The sequence below is a fragment of the Enterobacter sp. UPMP701 genome, assembly GCF_053709515.1.
Map to the genome: position 1 here is coordinate 146,708 of NZ_JBSKJN010000006.1, position 21,117 is coordinate 167,824.

Genomic DNA, 21,117 nt, shown 5'->3' on the forward strand with positions numbered 1-21,117 from the left:
TTAAGTCCTTTGTGAGCATGACCGGGCGGCGGCCACCACCGCCTGCCCGAAGGAGATCGCTCCGTCACCTGCGGGCAGGCGCGAAGGAAAAAGAAGCGTAAAGTCAGAAAGATAGTGGCGCAGGCGCGCGCGCAGCAGACGGTTGTGCAACACGCCGCCGCTGAGGCTGATTGTTGACAGCGATAAGCGTCGGGCATGGAACGCGGCGAGTTCCGCCAGCCCTTTTGCCAGCGCATCGTGAAACACCCACGCGCGCTCACAGGGCTCCGCCTGCCAGGCCAGCCACTGCTGCCAGAAAAGCGCGAGGTCATCCGCGTTCAGCGTCACCGGATGATCGACCCCCGCGCACTGCGAGGCCAGCGCTTCCAGCCTGCAGGCGGCTTCACCCTCCCAGGACTGCGCGTCTATACCGAGCGCGCATGCGACGGCATCAAACAAACGACCGCAGGACGAAGCCTGCGGCGCATTGATACCACGCGCGATCGCCGTTGCCAGCAGCGGCCAGTTTTGACGCTGCACTGCCCGTGTTTCCGGATACTGCTGCCAGTCAGGAACAAACGCCAGGCAGTGGGCAAGCAAACTACGCCACGGTTGCCGCGCCACCAGATCGCCGCCCGGCAGCGCAACGGCTGGCAGACCGCCCAGCCGCTCGCACGCGAGATAGTTGACCCGCAGGCACTCCCCGCCCCATAGCGCACCGTTCTCGCCCATGCCGATGCCGTCCAGCGTCAGGGCGATAACGTCTCCGCCGTCGAGCGGCCAGCCGTTTTCCGCCAGGCACGCCGCCGCGTGGGCATGATGGTGCAGCACGGTGTCGACGGACAGCCCCTGCGCCTGCGCCCACTGGCGGGCGCGATAACCCGGATGGGCGTCGCATACCACGCGCTCAGGCTGGAAGGCGTAGATGTTCTGCATCGTCGAGAGCGCGCTGCGCCACTGCGTCTCTACGCCCTCTTCGCTCAGATCGCCAAAATGCTGGCTCAGCACCGCCTGGTTCCCGCGCACCAGACAGAAGGTGCTTTTCATCTCCGCGCCGGTGCACAGCATGGCGGGGATATTCTCAAAACCAGCGGGCAACGTAACGGCATCCGGTACAAAACCGCGCGCGCGGCGAAGCATCGCGCCGTCCCGATCCAGCACTGAATCATCCATGCGTTGCAGGATGTCCCGGTTGTGCAGCAGGAAGCCGTCCGCGATGTCGCTGAGATCCTGCAGCGCCTGCGCGTTGGTGATGGCGGGCGGTCTGCCGCTGAGGTTGCCGGAAGTCATCACCAGCGGCCGCTGGCAGTCCAACATCAAAAGATGCTGGAGCGGGTTTGCGGGCAACATCACGCCAACGCAGTCGAGCCCCGGCGCAATTTCCACAGGAAACGCGGGAAGCGAAGCTTTTGGCGTTAACACAATCGGTGCCGCGGGTGAGCGTAACAGCGTCTGTATCGTCTCCGGCAGATCGTCCGCATCCGGTAGCATCACCGCCAGCGGCTTCGTCGGGCGCTGCTTGCGTGCCCGCAGCGTCGCCACTGCCTGCGGGTTAAGCGCGTCGCAGACCAGGTGAAAACCGCCCAGCCCTTTCACCGCGACAATACCGCCGCCTTTCAGCATCGCCACCGCCGCGCTTAACGCCGATTCGCGTGTGGCAACAGCCTCTCCGGCTCGCCATTCCAGCTGCGGTCCGCAGTCCGGGCAGGCGACTGGCTGGGCGTGAAAACGTCGGTCAGCCGGGTTGCGGTATTCCGTCTCACACGGCACGCAGAGGGGAAACGCGGCCATCGAGGTCGCCGGGCGGTCATAGGGCATGGCGCGGATAATGGTGAAACGCGGCCCGCAATGGGTGCAGTTGATAAACGGGTAACGGTAACGGCGCTCGCGCGGATCGCGCATTTCCGCCAGGCACGCGGGACAGGTGGCGGCATCCGGCACAATTTGCGTGTCCATCGCCCCGCCCGCGCTGTGGCGGATGGTAAAGTCCTCCGGCAGGTGTGCCCAGGTAAACGGCTGCGTTTCAACGTGGTCAATGCGCGCCAACGGTGGGCAGTCCTGGCGCAGTCTCGCGGTAAAGTCCCCCCCATTGCCCGCGAGACGCACCAGGACACCCTCTCCGTCGTTGCACACGTCGCCCGCCAGCCCCAGCCGGTGCGCAAGCTGCCAGACAAAGGGACGAAACCCCACCCCCTGCACTTTGCCGCGCACCCGAAGCTGTACGCCGTTAACGCTCATCGCAATTTAAAACAGCAGCGATGACGAGGTGTCGAACGCCGCGCGACGGCGCTTTTCAGCGCTCATCTGCTCAAGCTTGTCGCGATCCACGCAGACCAGCGCATGCGTCGGACAGGCTTCCATACACGCCGGACCTGCTTCGCGGTGGTAGCAGAGGTCACATTTGTTGGCTTCGGCTTTCTCCGCGCGCACGCTCAGCCCCATACCGCTGTTGCGCACGACCGGGCGGACAACCACCTCCATCGCGCCATACGGACACGCCACCACGCAGGTTTTGCAGCCAATGCAGCGCTCCTGCATCACGTGCACAAAGCCTTTCTCGCGCTTAATCGCCCCGTTCGGACAGACGTTCGCGCACGGCGCGTCTTCGCACTGGCGGCAGATGGCGGCGGTGGAAATATTCACGCCTTTAATGACGTGAATGCGCGGCAGGAAGGTGTCGGGGGTGAGAGAGGCGCAATCCTGCTCCGCCTGATGGGAAACCACGCACGCCACTTCACAGGTACGGCAACCAATGCATTTGCTGGCATCGGCCATAATAAAACGGTTCATCTGCTTCTCCGGCATAACTGTTATGCGCGAAGCTATTCATAAACCGTGCCAATATTTAATCCATTGATTTTATAGGGAAATTAAAAAGAGAAGGATCTGTCATCGTCATTAGTGACGATGACAGATGTCGACGTCAGCGATGCGGGCCGTCAATGACGGAGCCGCGCAGGATAAGCTCGCCGGAAAAGGTTTGCTGATATTTAAACTCGCCGCCGTCGAGCATGAAGATCAGGCGGCTGATGGTCTCCTGGATCATCTCCGTCACCGGAACACGCACGCTGGACAGGGACGGCACGATGTAGGGCGCGATCGCCACATCGTCAAAGCCAATGACGGACACCGCACCCGGCGTGGCAACACCGCTCTCATGCAGCTGCCTGATGGCGCCAATCGCCATATCGTCGTTACTCGCCACCAGCGCGGTAAAGGGTTCGCCGCGGGAAAGCAGCTGAGTGACCGCCGCCGCGCCGCTGGCCGGGTTCCACTTCCCTTCGGCGATAAGCGCGTCGCGAACTGCAATGCCGTGCTGCGCCAGCGCGTCCCTGTAACCGGAAAGACGCTCAACACCGGTGGGGGAATCCAGTGAACCGGTGATAAACGCAATCTCCCGGTGCCCTTTCTCAATCAGCTGCGACACCGCGTCCTGACACGAGGCTTTATGATCGGACCAGACGCTGTGGCTGCTGTTTTTCCGCAGGCGGCGGTTAAGCACCATAATCGGCTGTTCGCATTTCTCGACGAGCGCGTCCAGTTCTTCCACGTTCAGAAAACGCGGGTAGATAATCACCGCATCACAGCGCATGTCGAGCAGATACTGGATCGCCTCACGCTCCTCCCCGGCGCTGTGTTTGCCGTCCGCGAGGATCAACTGCCGCCCTTTTTCTTCTGTCATCCGCGCGGCGTTAAACAGCAGTTCGCTAAAGTAAACGCCGTGATACAGGGTGTTGGTTACCACCAGCCCCAGCGTCTGCGTGCGTTTGGTCGCCAGGTTGCGCGCCAGCAAATTCGGGCGATACCCGCTCTCTTCAATGGCCTGAAAAACCCGGTCTTTGGTCTCCTGGCTAACGTAGCCGTTGCCCGACAAGACCCGGGATACCGTCGCTTTCGAAACGCCTGCCCGCTTCGCCACTTCCAGCATCGTGGTCATATTATTTTTCCATCCGAAACTCATGCGGGCAGTGTACTGCACCGCAGAAAAATTGTCGCAGCGACGACGTCACGCTTTCGACGCCTCATTGCGACCTTCATCACGAAATGAAAAAATGGTCAAAAAGCGATCTTGTTTCATTCATAGAAAGTCATGATGATTATGTGGAACCGGTTTCCTACATTTCTCACAACGATAACAGGATCACATCCGATGGCCAAAAATTACGCAGCGCTGGCGAACGACGTTGTCAGCGCGCTGGGCGGCAAAGAGAACATCGTCGCCGTCACCCACTGCATGACGCGACTGCGTTTCGTTCTGAAAGACGAAACGCTCACCGACGCCGCGCGCCTGAAAAGCATCAGCGGCGTGCTTGGCGTGGTGCGCAACGACAACCAGTGCCAGGTGATTATTGGCAACACGGTTTCACAGGCGTACCGCGAAGTGGTAAGCCTGCTGCCTGCGGACCTGCAGCCCGCCGTGCCGGAAGGCCCGCAGAAGCTGACGTTACGCCGCATTGGCGCCGGGATCCTCGACGCGCTGATCGGCACCATGTCGCCGCTGATCCCGGCGATCATCGGCGGTTCGATGGTCAAGCTGCTGGCGATGATCCTTGAGATGACCGGCGTGCTGGGCAAAGGCGATCCGACGCTGACGATCCTGACCGTTATCGGCGACGGCGCGTTCTTCTTCCTGCCGCTGATGGTGGCGGCGTCCGCAGCGGTGAAGTTTAAAACCAACATGTCGCTGGCGATTGCCATCGCGGGCGTGCTGGTGCACCCGAGCTTTATCGAGCTGATGGCGAAAGCCGCGCAGGGCGAGCACGTTGAGTTCGCCTTTATTCCGGTGACGGCGGTGAAATACACCTACACCGTTATCCCAGCGCTGGTGATGACCTGGTGCCTGTCATATATCGAACGCTGGGTGGATCGCATTACCCCGGCGGTAACCAAAAACTTCCTCAAGCCGATGCTGATCGTGCTGATTGCCGCCCCGCTCGCCATCGTGCTGATTGGCCCGCTCGGGATCTGGATCGGTAGCGCCATCTCCGCGCTGGTCTACACCATTCACGGCTACCTGGGCTGGCTCTCCGTCGCCATCATGGGTGCGCTGTGGCCGCTGCTGGTGATGACCGGGATGCACCGCGTGTTTACGCCGACCATCATCCAGACCATTGCCGAAACGGGCAAAGAAGGGATGGTGATGCCGTCGGAGATCGGCGCCAACCTGTCGCTCGGCGGCTCGTCGCTGGCGGTGGCGTGGAAAACGAAAAACCCAGAGCTGCGCCAGACGGCGCTGGCCGCGGCGGCCTCCGCCATCATGGCAGGGATCTCTGAACCGGCGCTGTACGGCGTAGCGGTACGCCTGAAACGTCCGCTGATTGCGAGCCTGATCAGCGGCTTTATCTGCGGCGCGGTGGCAGGAATGGCTGGTCTTGCCAGCCATTCGATGGCGGCGCCGGGGCTGTTCACCAGCGTGCAGTTCTTCGACCCGGCCAACCCGATGACCATCGTCTGGGTGTTTGGCGTGATGGGTCTGGCAGTTGTGCTGTCGTTTGTTCTGACCCTGCTTTTAGGGTTTGAGGATATCCCGGTCGAAGACGAGGCCGAAAAAGCACGCGCCCTGCAAAACGCACCGGTACAGAACAACGCAGCAAAAGCATAAATTGAAAGCGAGGTAAGAATGTCTGTTTTTCCACAAGGATTTTTATGGGGCGGCGCGCTTGCCGCCAACCAGAGTGAAGGTGCTTACCGTGAAGGCGGCAAGGGACTGACGACGGTCGATATGATCCCCCACGGCGCACATCGCCTGCCGGTGAAGGTCGGTAAGGAAAAGCGTTTTTCGCTGCGTGACGACGAGTTCTACCCGAGCCATGAGGCGATTGATTTTTACCATCGCTATAAAGAAGATATCGCCCTGATGGCGGAGATGGGCTTTACGGTGTTCCGCACCTCGATTGCCTGGAGCCGCCTCTACCCGAACGGCGACGAGCCGATGCCGAATCAGGAAGGCATTGCCTTCTACCGCGCGGTGTTCGAGGAGTGCAAAAAGTACAACATCGAGCCGCTGGTAACGCTCTGCCACTTCGACGTGCCGATGCACCTGGTCACGGAATACGGCTCCTGGCGCAACCGTAAGATGGTCGATTTCTTCGCCCGCTACGCTCGCACCTGCTTTGAAGAATTTAACGGGCTGGTGAAATACTGGCTCACCTTCAATGAAATCAACATCATGCTGCATAGCCCGTTCTCCGGCGCGGGGCTGGTGTTTGAGGAAGGTGAAAACGAAGATCAGGTGAAATACCAGGCCGCGCACCACGAGCTGGTGGCGAGCGCGCTGGCGACCAAAATCGCCCACGAGGTAAACCCGGAAAACCAGGTCGGCTGCATGCTGGCGGGCGGTAACTTTTATCCGTACTCCTGCAAGCCGGAAGACGTGTGGATGGCGCTGGAGAAAGACCGCGAGAACCTGTTCTTTATCGACGTGCAGGCGCGCGGCAGCTATCCGGCTTACTCTGCCCGCGTGTTCCGCGAGAAAGGCGTGGTGATTGTGAAAGATCCCGGCGACGACGAACTGCTGAAAAACACCGTCGACTTTGTCTCGTTCAGCTATTACGCCTCGCGCTGCGCGTCGGCGGACATGAACGCGGGCAACACCAGCGCGGCGAACATCGTGAAGTCCCTTCGCAACCCGCATATTCAGGTGAGCGAGTGGGGCTGGGGAATCGACCCGCTCGGCCTGCGCATCACCATGAACATGATGTACGACCGTTACCAGAAGCCGCTGTTCCTGGTGGAAAACGGCCTCGGGGCGAAGGACGTTATTGATGAAAACGGCGAGATCAACGACGACTACCGCATCAGCTATCTGCGCGAGCACATCCGCGCGATGAGCGACGCGATTGAGGACGGCGTCCCGCTGATGGGCTACACCACCTGGGGCTGCATTGACCTGGTATCGGCCTCAACGGGCGAGATGAGCAAGCGCTACGGGTTTGTTTACGTTGACCGCGATGACGCGGGCAACGGCACCCTGAACCGCAAGCGCAAGAAATCGTTCTGGTGGTATAAGAAGGTGATTGCGAGTAACGGAGGGGATCTGGAGTAGCCAGTCCTTACCCCTCACCCTAACCCTCTCCCCACAGGGGAGAGGGGACAAAACACACCCTCTCCCCTATGGGGAGAGGGCCGGGGTGAGGGGTTCAAACCCACCGTCCCCAACCCACTCCGCAAGCCGTGAATACACCACTTCCACCGCCTCTTTCACTGGCGGCGTCATCGGATAATAAAACCCGACAATATCCGGCTGAATCCCCAGAAACAGCACCTCGCCCACGTCGTCTTTAATCTGATCGACCAGGTAGTTCAGCGGCATATTGTGCGTCGTCATCATAAACATCTCGGCGATGTCGTCCGGGTCAATCAGGCGGATCTCGCCGGGGTTCAGCCCCATATCGGTGGCATCGACGATTAACAGCCTGTCCGGATGCAGTTCTCGAATGGCGACCACGTCGTTTTCCGGCGCGCTGCCGCCGTCAATCACTACCCAGCTGCCCTGCGGGTTCGCGGCGCACATCTCTGCCAGCAGCGGGCCCGCGCCGTCGTCGCCCATCATGCTGTTGCCGACACACAGTAAAACGTCAGTCACGTAATCTCCTCACCATCAGGTAGATGGCGCTCTCCTGATGAATATCGTGCAGCATGCCGAGCAGCGTTTTGCTCCACGCCTGCTGCTCGGGGGTTTGCCTGCTCAGCGCCGCGTCAAAGGCGTTAGCGAGCATCGTGATGTGGTTGGCGTCGATGACGATCTCGCCGTATTTCGGCACGCCTTCCATTTTGCGCCGCGCCGTGCTGCCCTCCTCCAGCGTGGCGATCCACGTCAGGTACTCGGGCCATGGGCAGCTCAGCGCCGCCTCCAGGCAGTCGATCACCCCGAGGTGGTGCCCAATCGCCAGGCTGTAATAGACCACCTGCTGCGCCGCATCCGGCGTGGCGTCGTTCTCATCAATAAACTTACGGCTCAGCTGGCTGAACACCACCGTCTCACTCATCGGATACGCGCCTCATCCACAATGCTGTTCAGGTTCGCCACGATCTCATTGAGGCGCGGATCGTTTTCGGCCTCCAGCCAGCGCGCCACCTGATGGTCGCCCTGGCTCAGCAGGCGCAGATAATCGTCGGCGATCTGGCGGCCATAGCGGTAGCCCGCCAGCCTCCGCGCCGTGCGGTCGACCTTCACCCGCAGCGGCTGCACCATATCCGGGTGCAGGATAGTGGCTGGCTGGTTGTCCAGCTCGCCCGGCTCGCGGGCATGGATCTTCTGCTCCAGCAGGCCGAGCGCCATGGCAAAACCGTACAGCGTGGCGGCGGGCGTCGGCGGGCAGCCCGGTATGTAAACATCCACCGGCACGATTTTGTCGGTGCCGCCCCAGACGCAGTAAAGGTCGTGGAAAATACCACCGCTGTTGCCGCAGGCGCCGTAGGAGATGCAGATTTTCGGATCGGGCGAGGACTGCCAGGCGCGCAGCGCGGGCGAGCGCATGGCGCGGGTGACCGCGCCGGTGAACAGCAGGATATCCGCGTGGCGCGGGGACGGCACCACTTTGATGCCGAAGCGCTCGGCGTCAAACAGCGGCGACAGGGTGGCGAAGATCTCGATCTCGCAGCCGTTGCAGCCGCCGCAGTCCACGCGGTAGACGTAGGCCGAGCGTTTGATTTTTTTCAGCAGCGACGCCTTCATGCTGGCGATGGACTCCTCCACCGTCATCGGCACCGGAATGCCGTTAGCGTCGCGCGGGCCCAGTAGGTTTTCCATCAGCTGGCCTCTCTCATATGACGGGTGATATCAATGCGGTCGGACGGCAGCAGGCACTTCTGCCGCTTGCACTCCGGGCAGGTTTCGAAGCTTTCACGATGCTGTTCCGCGCGGGCGTCACCGTTGTGCTTCAGCAGCGCGATGGCGTAGTCGATCTCTTTTTGCACGGCGAACGGACGCTTGCAGACGCGGCAGCTGCACAGGTCAAAGCGCGACTGCTGCAGGAAATCCTCTTTCTTCCATACCGCCAGCTCGTACTCCTGAGACAGACGAATGGCGACCGTCGGGCAGACCTCCTCGCAGCGGCCGCAGAAGATGCAGCGCCCGAGGTTAAACTGCCAGGCCAGCTCGCCGGTTTTGAGATCCGTTTCCACCGTTAAGGCGTTCGACGGGCAGGCGTTGATGCAGGCCGCGCAGCCGATGCACTGCTGCGGGTTGTGCTCCGGCTTGCCGCGAAAGTTTTTATCTACCGGCATCGGCTCCAGCGGATAACTGCTGGTCTGCGTGCCGGTTTTGATCGCTTTTTTGATAAAGGTAAACATTTTTACTCCTGCTTTCGTGCGGTTTTCTGACCCTCACCCTAGCCCTCTCCCTGAAAGGGAGAGGGAACCGTTCACCCCCTCGCCCCTCTGGGGAGAGGGCCGGGGTGAGGGGTTACAGACCGCACAACATCAACTATTTCAGCGGCGAGTTCTTACGCTCGATGCTGTAGCGCTCAAGCTCTTTGTATGGCACCACCTGGCTTTTCTTCTTGCGCACGTCGACCACGGTCATGCGGTCGGTGCAGGAGTAGCACGGGTCGAGGCTTCCGATGATCAGCGGCGCGTCAGAGACAGTGTTGCCGCGCAGCATATAGCGCAGGGTTGGCCAGTTGGCGTAGGTCGCCGCGCGGCAGCGCCAGCGGTAAAGCTTCTGGTTGTCGCCGGTCATGCTCCAGTGGATGTCGTCCCCGCGCGGCGCTTCGGCAAAGCCGAGGGCAAAGCGGTTCGGAATGTAGGTGAAGCCCTCCACCATCAGCGGGCCGCCCGGCAGGTTATCGAGACCGAAGTCGATCATGTTCAGGGCGGTGAACACCTCGTTGATGCGCACCTTCAGGCGGGAGATGACGTCGCAGCCCTGCTCGCTGTGCACGGTCATCGGCAGCAGGCCGTAGCCGACGAACGGATGATCGGCGCGGGTGTCGCGGGCATGGCCGCTGGCTCGCACCATCGGGCCGACGTTGCTGAAGTCGCGGGCGATCTCCGGGTCAAGACGGCCGATGCCGACGGTGCGCTGCTCGATGTTTGGCGTGCTGAGCAGCATGTCCACCAGCTCCTGCACGTCCCGGCGCATCTGCTGCGCCAGCTGGCGGGTCTGGATCATGTCGTCTTTCAGCAGGTCGCGGCGGATCCCGCCGATCAGGTTCAGGCCGTAGGTTTTACGCGCCCCGGTGAGGATCTCCGCCATCTTCATTGACGCTTCACGCACGCGGAAGAACTGCATAAACCCGGAGTCAAAGCCGACGAAGTGGCAGGCCAGGCCGAGGTTGAGCAGGTGCGAGTGCAGGCGCTCCACCTCCAGCAGAATGGCGCGGATCATCTGCGCGCGTTCCGGCACCACGATCCCCATGCCGTTTTCCACCGAGGTGGTGTAGGCGGTGCTGTGGGCGAAGCCGCAGATGCCGCACACGCGGTCAGAGAGGAACGTCACTTCGTTGTAACCCATGCGGGTTTCCGCCAGCTTTTCCATGCCGCGGTGGACGTAGAACAGGCGGTAGTCGGCGTCGATGATGTTCTCGCCGTCGACGAACAGGCGGAAGTGGCCCGGTTCGTCGGAGGTGACGTGCAGCGGACCGATCGGCACCACGTTGTTCTTCTTGCTGCCCAGCTCGTTGATGAACTCATAGGTTTCGCTGTCGGTGGTCGGCGCCGGGCGCTGGCGGTAGTCCATGCTGTCTTTGCGCAGCGGATAGAGTTCATCCGGCCAGTCGTCCGGCAGCACCAGGCGGCGCTCGTCAGGCAGGCCAACCGGCACCAGGCCGTACATGTCTCGCACTTCGCGCTCGCCCCAGACGGCGGCAGGCACGCGCGGCGTGACGGACGGGTATTCCGGCTTATTCGGGTCGACTTCGACGCGCACGGTGAGCCAGCACTTTTCGCCCTGCTCCATCGACATCACGTAGTACACCGCATAGTTGCCGCACAGCTGGCGCTCGTCGTTGCCGAACAGTACCGACAGCCAGCCGCCCTGCTGGTAGTAGAGAAACTCCACCACTTCCGGCAGATAGTTCACCTTAATGGTGACGGTGATCTGGTCTTTGGTTTGCCAGGACTCCTCCAGCACCACGCCCGGGAAAGCCTGATGCAACGCGGCGAGATACTGCTGACCTTTCTTTTCTTCAGACATAAACACTCTCTTTAATCACGCCACCAGCAAGGAGACGAACGCTAAAAATGCAAAACCAAAACCAGCCCAGGTGATGCGTGACGTTTCGACAAAACGCAGGCGCGCCATGCTGTTTTCAAACAGGGCAATGACCAGCACGCCGACCAGCAGCTTGAGGGCGGCCACCACCATGGCCAGCACCAGACCGCCTGCGGAGAAGTGCGTCATCTGCCCCCACGGGAAGAAGACGCCGACAAACATCTGCAGCACCACCAGCTGTTTGAGGCTGATACCCCACTTCAGCACCGCAAAGCCGTAGCCGCTGTACTCGGTGAGCGGCCCTTCCTGCAGCTCCTGCTCCGCTTCCGCGAGATCGAACGGCAGCTTGCCCATCTCGATAAAGGTGGCGAACGCGCAGGCGCACAGCGCCAGCACCAGCGGGAGAGAACGTGAAACCGGCCAGTGGTAAATGGTACTGGTGATGAAACTGATGTGGGTCGAGCCCGCTACCTGCGCGGCCACCCACAGTCCCAGCAGCAGGATCGGCTCCACCAGCACGCCCAGCATCGCCTCGCGGCTGGCGCCGATGCCGGTAAAGGGGCTGCCGGTGTCCAGACCCGCAATCGCAAAGAAGAAACGGGCGATGGCGAAGAGGTAGATCAGCGTAATCAGATCGCCCAGCACCGGCAGCGGCGAGCCCACCGTCACCACCGGCAGCGCGGTGGCGATGGTCAGCATGACGCCCACCATCACGAACGGCGTCAGGCGGAACACCCAGCCTGCGGCGTCCGGCGCGACGCTCTGACGGGAAAGCAGTTTGAAGAGATCGCGGTACTCCTGGAGCACGCCAGGCCCGCGACGGTTGTGCATTCGGGCGCGCGCCACGCGCGTGATGCCCGACAGCAGCGGCGCGACGGCGAACAGCACCAGCGCCTGAAGAATTGCCAGAAACAGACTCATGTCAGGCTCCTCGTGAAATCACAATAACCACCAGCACCACCAGTTCGATCAGCGCCAGACGGCGGAACAACAGCGGCACGGCGGCGCTCTGCCAGCCAGGGACCCAGCCAACCGGGTTCAGCCAGTGGCGCAGCTTCAGCACGGCGGCGAAGTTCTCCTTCACCGGCATGGCGAAACCGTGGGCGGTGATGACCATCGACTGCTCGTGTTCGTAGCCGCAGGCCCACGCCGCACCGCGTGAGCGGGAGGCAAGACGGTCGCGTTTAAAGAACAGCATCAGCACAAACGGCAGCAGCGGCGCGGCAATCAGCAGCAGCGCCATCATCGGCTGGGAAACGGCGGTATGCGCCGTCGCCAGCGGCAGCGGAATGGCATGGCCCAGCAGCGGCAGCAGCCACGGCGCGGCCACCCCGCCCGCAATGCAGCACACCGCCAGCGCGACCACGCTGGCCCCCATCAGTACCGGCGCGCAGCAGGCGTTTTCCGCTTCACGGGTGCGCGGCGCGCCCAGGAAGGTGACGCCGTAAACTTTCGCCATGCACATCACCGCCAGCGCGCCGGTGATCGCCAGGCCCACCGCCAGCAGCGGGCCGAGTAAACGCCCAATAAACGCCTCGCTCTGACCGAGCGCGAAGAAGGACTGATAGATAACCCACTCTCCGGCAAAGCCGTTCAGCGGCGGCAGCGCGGCCATCGCCATCAGCCCGACCAGCATCGCCAGCGAAATGACGGGCATTTTTTTGCCGATCCCGCCGAGCTTTTCGATATCCCGATGACCGGTGCGGAACCAGACGCTGCCCGCGCCGAGGAACAGGGTGCTTTTAAACAGGCTGTGGTTGATAAGGTGATACAGGCCGCCGATAAACCCGGCGGCAATCAGCGCCGGCTGGTTGAGCGCCAGCCCGGTGACGCCCGCGCCCATGCCGAGCAGGATGATGCCGATGTTTTCCAGGGTGTGGTACGCCAGCAGGCGCTGGATGTTGTGCTCCATCAGGGCGTACAGGCCGCCGACAAATGCGGTGATCATCCCCGCAATCAGCAGCGCCACGCCCCACCACAGCGGCGGCTGACCGCCCGTCAGGGTTATCGTCAGGATGCCGAACAGACCGACCTTCATGACCACCACAGAAAACAGCGCGGCGGCGGGGGCAGAGGCATTGGCATGCGCCTGCGGCACCCAGCCGTGCAGCGGGATAATCCCGGCCAGCAGGCCAAAACCGGCTACTCCCAGCAGCCAGACGTCATTGCCCAGCGGCTGACCGTTAAGCGCGGCGAAATCCAGCGTGCCGAAACGCTGCCACACCAGCCAGCAGGCCAGCGCCAGTAGCAGCGTGCCGAGGCGACCGAGCGCAAACCACAGCTTGCCGGAGGCGCTGCATCCGGTCAGGAACACGCCGCACAGGGCCATGATTTCGGCCATCACCACCAGCGCGCCGAGGTTGCTGGCGATAACGGTACAGACTGCCGTCGCCATCAGCAGGTTCACCAGCAGGCCGTTGGTTTTAGTTTGCGGATGGCGGTGCCAGTCGATATTGAACAGGCTGATAAACAGCCCACACAGGCCAAAGGTCACCAGCCAGATGGCGTTTAGCGGCGTAATAGCAACGGAGTGGCGGATCAGCGGCATGAGGGTTTCCACGGATTGCCCGCCGAGCAGAACCACGCTGCCCGCGGCCAGCGTCATCAGGCTGCCGACCGCGCTGCCGATACCGGCTATCCAGCCGCTCAGGGTTTTATGGAAAGAGAACACCAGCGCCAGCACGGCGGCAGCGGCAAAGTACGCCACGGCGCTGTTAATCATAAATATCGCGTTCATTTCGCCCCCTCGTTAAGCGCCTGCAGAAGCGAAAGATCGCCGACGTCGGTATTAATGGTCAGCTCGCGCTTGCGTCTGCTGGTACGGGCGATATCGCGGATGTTAACCAGGATCAGCGCTTTGGTCGGGCAGGTCCGCACGCAGGCCGGGCCCTGTTCGTCAAAGCTGCACAGGTCGCACTTCACCGCAACAGCGCGAATGCCGGGTACCCAGTCCAGCAGCGTGCTGACCTTCGCCGGAGCGGGTGGCGCAGGCGGCGCTTTCGGGGTATTGGCGTTCGCCGGGATATGCAGCGGGCGGCTGCCGGAAAATTCAATCGCGCCGAACGGACAGGCGATGCCGCACAGCTTGCAGCTGACGCACAGGCTTTCATTCAGTTGTACCGCGCCGTCCACGCGGGTGATGGCGTTAACCGGGCACACGCCCGCACACGGGGCATCTTCACAGTGGTGGCAGAGCTGCGGGGCAGACTCTTTTTCATTACGCATGACGCGCAGGCGCGGCATGGACTGTAGCCCGTGCAGGCGGTGCGTTTCCGAACACGCCGCCTCACAGGTTCGACAGCCAATACAGACCGTCGAGTCAGCAATTACAAAACGGTTCACCGGGCAATCCTCAGGTGATGGTCATTTTTGACGACGAAAAACTGTCTCATCGACACTTTTCGACACGCGATTATCGGGCAGGATTGGCGGAGGCGTTTCCCGCAATCAGCTGTTTCAGATCAACCGGCAAGTCGTGCTCAACTGCGGTGTAGAGACCGTTGTAAACCGGCGCGATTTTCTCCAGATAGTGCTCCAGCACCTGCTGGCGATCGCGGTTGCTGACGTGACCGTCCACCATGCCGTCGGCCATCAGCTGAGCTTTCGCAATACACTGTTTTTCACCCTCTTTTGTCTCAACGTAATACTCAATGGTGTGGCTGTTGAAGCTCTCCGCCAGGGTGACAAAAATCGTGAAATGACCAAATAACACAAAGCGCATGTCTCCCTGCGCTGCGCAGCTCATGGCGTGGTGCAGACGGGCTTTTGACAGGGTGATCCCCTGAACCAGAGAGTTGCAGTAAAGGTGCCACTGATCCTGAAGCTGCTGGTGGCGCTGCGCGATGTAATCCGCTTTTTCGCTAATTTCCCAAATAGTCATAAAAGGTATCCGGTTAATGGAGATAGCGGCTGTTAAGCAGAATCCATGCCAGTTTTTAATTATCTGATTTATATGATTTTTGTCGAAAGACTCACTGTCAACAATGCCGTGTCGACGTGTCATTTCGACAGCGTTGACATCGTCACGCCGTAACGCAAATCAAGCTGGCACCGTTATTGCATTTACTGGCGCAAATCATTGAGGAGGCGTCATGCACGAAATCACCCTCTGCCAGCGGGCTCTGGAACTTATTGAACAGCAGGCAGTGCAAAACCGCGCGAAGCGCGTCACCGGCGTCTGGCTGAAAGTCGGGGCGTTTTCCTGCGTCGAGACCAGCGCCCTTACCTTCTGCTTTGAGCTGGTGTGCCGCGGTACGCTGGCGGAAGGCTGCGCATTGCATATTGACGAGCAGCAGGCGGAGTGCTGGTGCGAGCAGTGCCAGCAGTACGTCACCCTGCTCTCATCAAAGGTTCAGCGCTGCCCGCAGTGCCAGAGCACCGGACTGCGCATCGTGGCGGATGACGGTATGCAGATCCAACGTCTCGAGATCGAGAAGGAGTAATGTATGTGTAGTACCTGCGGTTGCGCCGAAGGCAACCTGTATATAGAAGGGGATGAACACCGTCCCCACTCCGCGTTTCGCTCCGCGCCCTTTTCGCCAGCTCCGCGTCCTGCGGCGGCACTGACCGGCATCACCTTTGCGCCGCAGCGTTCCGACACGGGCGACCTGCACTACGGCCACGGCGAGGCGGGCACCCACGCGCCGGGCATCAGCCAGCGCCAGATGCTGGAGGTGGAGATCGACGTGCTGGATAAAAATAACCAGATCGCCGCCCGCAACCGCGCCCGCTTTGCCGCGCGCGAACAGTTGGTGCTGAACCTGGTCTCCAGCCCCGGCTCCGGCAAAACCACGTTGCTGACGGAAACCCTCAAGCGCCTGAACGAACGCGTCTCCTGCGCCGTTATCGAAGGCGATCAGCAAACCGTTAACGATGCGGCGCGCATCCGTGAAACCGGCACTCCGGCAATTCAGGTCAACACTGGTAAGGGCTGCCACCTGGACGCGCAGATGATCGCCGATGCCGCCCCGCGCCTGCCGCTGGCGAATAACGGCATCCTGTTTATTGAAAACGTCGGCAACCTGGTGTGTCCGGCGAGCTTCGACCTTGGGGAACGATATAAAGTCGCGGTGCTTTCGGTCACCGAAGGGGAAGACAAGCCGCTGAAGTACCCGCACATGTTCGCCGCCGCCTCCCTCATGCTGCTGAACAAAATCGACCTGCTGCCGTATCTGAATTTCGATGTGGATAAGTGCGTGGCTTACGCCCGGGAAGTGAACCCGGACATTGAGATCCTGCTGGTTTCCGCGACGCGCGGCGACGGGATGGACGCCTGGCTGGACTGGCTGGAGAGTGAACGATGTGCATAGGCGTACCCGGACAAATCCACTCCATCGACGGCAATCAGGCCAAAGTCGAGGTCTGCGGCATCCTGCGCGACGTCGACCTGACGCTGGTGGGCAGCACCGATGAAACGGGCGCCTCGCGACTCGGCCAGTGGGTGCTGGTCCACGTGGGGTTTGCCATGAGCGTGATTAACGAAGCGGAAGCCCGCGACACGCTCGACGCCCTGCAAAACATGTTTGACGTGGAGCCGGACGTGGGCGCGCTCCTGTACGGCGAGGAGCGATAGCAAATGCGTTACGTTGATGAATACCGCGCGCCGGAGCAGGTGATGCAGCTTATCGGGCACCTGAAAACGCGCGCCGCGCTGCTGGACTACACGAGAGAAAAACCGCTGCGGATCATGGAGGTGTGCGGCGGGCACACGCACGCCATCTTCAAGTTTGGCCTTGACCAGCTGCTGCCGGAGAACATCGAGTTTATCCACGGTCCCGGCTGCCCGGTATGCGTCCTGCCAATGGGGCGCATCGACAGCTGCATTGAAATGGCCCGCCATCCCGACGTTATCTTCTGCACCTTTGGCGACGCGATGCGCGTGCCGGGGAAGAGCGGCTCGCTGCTGCAGGCGAAGGCGCGCGGCGCGGACGTGCGGATCGTTTACTCACCGATGGATGCCCTGACGCTGGCGATGAATAACCCTGAGCGCAAGGTTGTCTTTTTTGGACTGGGTTTTGAAACCACCATGCCCGCCACCGCCATCACCCTGCAGCAGGCGAAAGCCCGCGGCGTCGATAACTTTTTCTTTTTCTGTCAGCACATCACGCTTATCCCCACGCTGCGCAGCCTGCTGGAAGCGCCGGATAATGGCATCGACGCGTTTCTGGCGCCGGGTCACGTCAGCATGGTGATTGGCACAGACGCCTACGGTTTTATCGCTGAACAGTACAATCGTCCGTTAGTGGTGTCTGGTTTCGAACCGCTTGATCTACTGCAAGGCGTGGCCATGCTGGTTGAGCAGAAAATAGCGGCCCTGAGCGCGGTGGAGAATCAGTATCGCCGGGTGGTGCCGGATGCGGGAAATGAACGGGCGCAGCAGGCGATTGCCGACGTGTTTAGCGTTGAGGGTGATAGCGAATGGCGCGGCCTGGGGCTGATTGCTGAATCCGGCGTGCGGCTGACGCCCGCGTATCGCGCCTTTGATGCCGAAGCGCATTTTCGCCCGCAGCCCCAGCAGGTGTGTGACGATCCCCGCGCACGCTGTGGCGATGTGCTCACAGGCAAATGCAAACCTCATCACTGCCCGTTATTTGGCAACACCTGTAACCCGCAAACGGCGTTTGGCGCGCTGATGGTCTCTTCCGAAGGGGCATGCGCCGCGTGGTATCACTATCGCAACCAGGAGTGTGAAGCATGAACACGGTGGAAATGGCGCACGGAAGCGGAGGACAGGCGATGCAGCAGCTGATTAACCGGCTGTTCATGGAAGCCTTTAATAACCCCTGGCTCGCCGAGCAGGAAGATCAGGCGCGTATTGACCTCGCGACGCTGACTGCCCACGGCGACAGGCTGGCATTCTCCACCGACAGCTACGTGATTGACCCGCTGTTCTTCCCGGGCGGCGATATCGGCAAGCTCGCCGTCTGCGGTACGGCCAACGACGTCGCCGTCAGCGGTGCCCTTCCGCGCTACCTCTCCTGCGGGTTTATCCTCGAAGAAGGTCTACCGATGGAGACCCTCACGGCGGTGGTCAATAGCATGGCGCACACCGCGCGCGAGGCGGGTATCGCTATCGTCACCGGGGATACCAAGGTGGTGCAGCGCGGCGCGGCGGATAAGCTTTTCATCAACACCGCCGGTATGGGGGCGATCCCCGCCGACGTTCACTGGGGTGCGCAGCAGCTTACTGTGGGCGACGTGCTGATTGTCAGCGGCACGCTGGGCTGCCACGGGGCAACCATCCTGAACCTGCGCGAAGGCCTGGGGCTGGATGGGGAACTTCGCAGTGACTGTGCGGTACTCACGCCGCTGATCCAGACACTGCGCGACATGCCGGGCGTAAAAGCCCTGCGCGACGCCACGCGGGGCGGCGTGAATGCCGTCGTGCACGAGTTCGCGGCAAGCTGCGGCTGCGGGATTGAGCTGACCGAGCGCGGCCTGCCCGTTAAGCCTGCCGTGCGCGGGCTATGCGAACTCTTAGGGCTTGACCCGCTTAACTTTGCCAACGAGGGCAAGCTGGTGATCGGCGTGGAACGCACGGCGGCGGAGGCCGTTCTTGAACAGCTGAGAGCGCATCCTTTAGGGAAAGACGCGGCCATCATCGGCGACGTGGTTGAGCGCAAAGGGGTGCGCCTGGCCGGGCTGTATGGCGTTAAACGCACGCTGGATCTGCCGCACGCTGAACCGTTACCCCGAATTTGCTAGAACCGCGCCATAAGCGGTCAGCGCTGAACGTCTCTTTTTTGCCAGTTTCTATTGGAAAGCAATAATGCCGTATACACCGATGAGCGATCTTGGACAGCAGGGCCTGTTTGACATCACGCGAACACTTTTACAGCAGCCCGATCTTGGCGCGCTGAGCGATGCCCTGACCCGGCTGGTCAGGCAATCTGCACTGGCTGACAGCGCCGCGATAGTGCTCTGGCATAGCGGAACGCACCGCGCGAGCTACTACTCAACGCGTGATAATGGCAAAGCCTTTGAGTACGAAGACGAAACGTACCTTGCGCACGGCCCGGTGCGCCGCATTCTCTCCCGGCCCGAAGTGCTGCACTGCAATTTTGAAGAGTTCCGGATGGCGTGGCCGAGGCTGGCCCAGAGCAATCTCTATCAGCCTTTCGGTCATTACGGCATGTTGCCGCTGGCGGCAGAGGGCCAGATTTTTGGCGGCTGCGAGTTCATCCGCAACACCGACCAGCCCTGGAGCGAGGCGGAGTACGAACGCCTGCACACCTTTACCCAGATTGTGGCCGTCGTCGCGGAGCAGATCCAAAGCCGCGTCACCAATAACGTCGATTACGACCTGCTGAGCCGCGAGCGCGACAACTTCCGCATTCTGGTCGCCATCACCAATGCCGTGCTCTCAAGGCTCGACATGGATGAGCTGGTCAGCGAAGTGTCAAAAGAGATCCACCACTATTTCAAAATCGACGCCATCAGCATTGCGCTGCGCGGGCATCGCAAGGGCAAGCTGAACATCTACTCCACCCATTATCTCGATGAGGCCAACCCGGCGCACGAGCAGAGCGAAGTGGATGAAGCGGGTACCCTCTCTGAACGGGTGTTTAAAAGCAAAGAGATCCTGCTGCTGAATCTCAGTGAACAGGATCCGGTCGCGCCGTATGAACGGATGCTGTTCAACACCTGGGGCAACAAAATTCAGACCCTGTGCCTGCTGCCGCTGATGTCCGGCAACACCATGCTGGGCGTGCTGAAGCTGGCGCAGTGTGAGGAAGGTGTGTTCACCACCGCCAACCTGAAGCTGCTGCGCCAGATTGCCGAGCGCATCTCTATTGCGCTGGATAACGCCCTCGCCTATCAGGAGATCCACCGCCTGAAGGAGCGGCTGGTGGACGAAAACCTCGCCCTGACCGAGCAGCTCAACAACGTTGACAGCGAGTTTGGCGAAATCATCGGGCGCAGCGACGCCATGTACAGCGTGCTTAAGCAGGTCGAGATGGTGGCGCAAAGCGACAGCACGGTGCTGATCCTCGGCGAAACCGGCACCGGCAAGGAGCTGATCGCCCGGGCGATCCACAACCTGAGCAACCGCAACAGCCGCCGGATGGTGAAGATGAACTGCGCGGCAATGCCTGCAGGCTTGCTGGAAAGCGACCTGTTCGGCCACGAGCGCGGGGCATTTACCGGGGCCAGCAGCCAGCGGCTGGGGCGTTTTGAACTGGCGGATAAAAGCTCGTTGTTCCTCGACGAAGTGGGCGATATGCCGCTGGAGCTTCAGCCTAAGCTGCTGCGCGTCCTGCAGGAGCAGGAGTTCGAGCGCCTCGGCAGCAACAAGCTAATCCAGACCGACGTGCGTCTGATTGCCGCCACCAACCGCGACCTGAAAAAAATGGTCGCCGACCGCGAATTCAGAAGCGATCTCTACTATCGCCTGAACGTCTTCCCGATCTTCCTGCCGCCGCTGCGCGAGCGCCCGGAAGATATCCCGCTGCTGGTGAAGGCTTTTACCGCCAAGATTGCGCGTCGGATGGGACGAAACATCGACAGCATTCCCGCCGAAACGCTGCGCACCCTCTCGTCAATGGAGTGGCCGGGCAACGTGCGCGAGCTGGAAAACGTCATCGAGCGCGCGGTCCTGCTGACGCGCGGAAACGTGCTGCAGCTTTCCCTGCCTGAAATCTCCCTGCCGGAACATCCCACCGTTACGGCAGAAGTGGCGCAGGAAGGCGAAGATGAATATCAGCTCATTATGCGCGTACTGAAAGAGACCAACGGCGTGGTCGCCGGACCGAAAGGTGCGGCGCAACGGCTGGGGCTGAAACGCACTACCCTGCTCTCCCGTATGAAGCGCCTGGGAATCGATAAAGAGAGCCTGCTTTAACCCGTCATTCCGGCGCCGCTTATGGCGCCGCCTTTCGTTGCCCTGCGCAATTGTCCCTCATTGACACAAAATCGTTTCCTCTGTATAAAATTCCGCCTTAATAATGCGTTTCATTTGCATCAAAAATAATTTTAATGAAGGG

The 21,117-nt window shown here is 61.1% G+C and carries 20 protein-coding genes; 8 read left to right on the forward strand and 12 right to left on the reverse strand.

The window, feature by feature from the left end; all coding sequences use genetic code 11:
- The 3 genes from hypF to ACWKXT_RS15100 form a co-directional block, all read right to left on the reverse strand.
- A complete protein-coding gene (hypF, locus tag ACWKXT_RS15090) occupies positions 1-2,217 on the reverse strand; it encodes a carbamoyltransferase HypF (RefSeq protein WP_454532775.1) in 2,217 nt (738 codons plus the stop codon).
- A gap of 6 nt (positions 2,218-2,223) precedes the next feature.
- Positions 2,224-2,769, reverse strand: a complete 546-nt coding sequence (gene hydN / locus ACWKXT_RS15095; RefSeq protein WP_008499565.1) for an electron transport protein HydN — start codon at positions 2,767-2,769, stop codon at positions 2,224-2,226.
- 133 nt (positions 2,770-2,902) lie between these two features.
- Positions 2,903-3,916: a LacI family DNA-binding transcriptional regulator gene (locus tag ACWKXT_RS15100; RefSeq protein WP_454529179.1), complete on the reverse strand. Its 1,014-nt coding sequence runs from the start codon at positions 3,914-3,916 to the stop codon at positions 2,903-2,905.
- Between the two features lie 213 nt (positions 3,917-4,129).
- On the opposite strand from ACWKXT_RS15100, the gene ascF reads away from it, so the two are divergent.
- Together ascF and ACWKXT_RS15110 are read left to right on the forward strand one after the other, a co-directional pair.
- Positions 4,130-5,581 (forward strand): PTS cellobiose/arbutin/salicin transporter subunit IIBC, encoded by a 1,452-nt coding sequence (gene ascF, locus ACWKXT_RS15105; protein ID WP_454532776.1) that lies wholly within the window; start codon positions 4,130-4,132, stop codon positions 5,579-5,581.
- A gap of 18 nt (positions 5,582-5,599) precedes the next feature.
- Entirely contained in the window at positions 5,600-7,024 is a 1,425-nt protein-coding gene (locus tag ACWKXT_RS15110; protein ID WP_454532777.1) for a 6-phospho-beta-glucosidase, read from the forward strand.
- 66 nt (positions 7,025-7,090) lie between these two features.
- On the opposite strand, the gene hycI is transcribed toward ACWKXT_RS15110, so the two are convergent.
- The 9 genes from hycI to hycA form a co-directional block, all read right to left on the reverse strand.
- Positions 7,091-7,564: a hydrogenase maturation peptidase HycI gene (gene hycI, locus ACWKXT_RS15115; protein ID WP_454532778.1), complete on the reverse strand. Its 474-nt coding sequence runs from the start codon at positions 7,562-7,564 to the stop codon at positions 7,091-7,093.
- Complete coding sequence (locus ACWKXT_RS15120) at positions 7,557-7,967, reverse strand: formate hydrogenlyase maturation HycH family protein (protein WP_454532779.1); 411 nt, start codon at positions 7,965-7,967, stop codon at positions 7,557-7,559. The genes hycI and ACWKXT_RS15120 overlap by 8 nt, the downstream gene beginning before the upstream one ends.
- Positions 7,964-8,731 (reverse strand): NADH-quinone oxidoreductase subunit B family protein, encoded by a 768-nt coding sequence (locus ACWKXT_RS15125; protein ID WP_454529650.1) that lies wholly within the window; start codon positions 8,729-8,731, stop codon positions 7,964-7,966. The genes ACWKXT_RS15120 and ACWKXT_RS15125 overlap by 4 nt, the downstream gene beginning before the upstream one ends.
- The gene (locus ACWKXT_RS15130) at positions 8,731-9,273 is read right to left on the reverse strand and encodes a formate hydrogenlyase complex iron-sulfur subunit (protein ID WP_454532780.1); all 543 of its coding nucleotides are present in this window, start codon (positions 9,271-9,273) and stop codon (positions 8,731-8,733) included. The genes ACWKXT_RS15125 and ACWKXT_RS15130 overlap by 1 nt, the downstream gene beginning before the upstream one ends.
- Before the next feature lie 133 nt (positions 9,274-9,406).
- The gene (gene hycE / locus ACWKXT_RS15135; RefSeq protein WP_014885003.1) at positions 9,407-11,116 is read right to left on the reverse strand and encodes a formate hydrogenlyase subunit HycE; all 1,710 of its coding nucleotides are present in this window, start codon (positions 11,114-11,116) and stop codon (positions 9,407-9,409) included.
- 15 nt (positions 11,117-11,131) lie between these two features.
- On the reverse strand, positions 11,132-12,055 hold the full coding sequence (locus ACWKXT_RS15140; RefSeq protein ID WP_454529648.1) for a respiratory chain complex I subunit 1 family protein: 924 nt from the start codon (positions 12,053-12,055) through the stop codon (positions 11,132-11,134).
- A gap of 1 nt (position 12,056) precedes the next feature.
- The gene (gene hycC / locus ACWKXT_RS15145) at positions 12,057-13,871 is read right to left on the reverse strand and encodes a formate hydrogenlyase subunit 3 (protein ID WP_454532781.1); all 1,815 of its coding nucleotides are present in this window, start codon (positions 13,869-13,871) and stop codon (positions 12,057-12,059) included.
- On the reverse strand, positions 13,868-14,476 hold the full coding sequence (locus ACWKXT_RS15150; RefSeq protein ID WP_151412407.1) for a 4Fe-4S binding protein: 609 nt from the start codon (positions 14,474-14,476) through the stop codon (positions 13,868-13,870). Before ACWKXT_RS15150 ends, hycC begins: the two co-directional genes overlap by 4 nt.
- Before the next feature lie 70 nt (positions 14,477-14,546).
- Positions 14,547-15,014: a formate hydrogenlyase regulator HycA gene (gene hycA, locus ACWKXT_RS15155; RefSeq protein ID WP_454529646.1), complete on the reverse strand. Its 468-nt coding sequence runs from the start codon at positions 15,012-15,014 to the stop codon at positions 14,547-14,549.
- Positions 15,015-15,225: 211 nt separating this feature from the next.
- Here hycA and hypA point away from each other — a divergent pair, with 211 nt between their 5' ends.
- The 6 genes from hypA to flhA all read left to right on the forward strand — a co-directional run bounded on the left by hypA (position 15,226) and on the right by flhA (position 20,975).
- Entirely contained in the window at positions 15,226-15,576 is a 351-nt protein-coding gene (gene hypA, locus ACWKXT_RS15160; RefSeq protein ID WP_454529645.1) for a hydrogenase maturation nickel metallochaperone HypA, read from the forward strand.
- Positions 15,577-15,579: 3 nt separating this feature from the next.
- Positions 15,580-16,443 carry a hydrogenase nickel incorporation protein HypB gene (hypB, locus tag ACWKXT_RS15165; RefSeq protein WP_454532782.1) on the forward strand — a complete coding sequence of 288 codons (864 nt, stop codon included), beginning with the start codon at positions 15,580-15,582 and terminating at the stop codon, positions 16,441-16,443.
- The gene (locus tag ACWKXT_RS15170) at positions 16,434-16,706 is read left to right on the forward strand and encodes a HypC/HybG/HupF family hydrogenase formation chaperone (protein WP_061097260.1); all 273 of its coding nucleotides are present in this window, start codon (positions 16,434-16,436) and stop codon (positions 16,704-16,706) included. Before hypB ends, ACWKXT_RS15170 begins: the two co-directional genes overlap by 10 nt.
- A gap of 3 nt (positions 16,707-16,709) precedes the next feature.
- On the forward strand, positions 16,710-17,831 hold the full coding sequence (gene hypD / locus ACWKXT_RS15175) for a hydrogenase formation protein HypD (RefSeq protein ID WP_454532783.1): 1,122 nt from the start codon (positions 16,710-16,712) through the stop codon (positions 17,829-17,831).
- Positions 17,828-18,838 (forward strand): hydrogenase expression/formation protein HypE, encoded by a 1,011-nt coding sequence (gene hypE / locus ACWKXT_RS15180; protein ID WP_454532784.1) that lies wholly within the window; start codon positions 17,828-17,830, stop codon positions 18,836-18,838. Before hypD ends, hypE begins: the two co-directional genes overlap by 4 nt.
- A 64-nt stretch (positions 18,839-18,902) precedes the next feature.
- Positions 18,903-20,975, forward strand: a complete 2,073-nt coding sequence (gene flhA / locus ACWKXT_RS15185) for a formate hydrogenlyase transcriptional activator FlhA (protein WP_454529640.1) — start codon at positions 18,903-18,905, stop codon at positions 20,973-20,975.
- Positions 20,976-21,117: the final 142 nt, after the last annotated feature.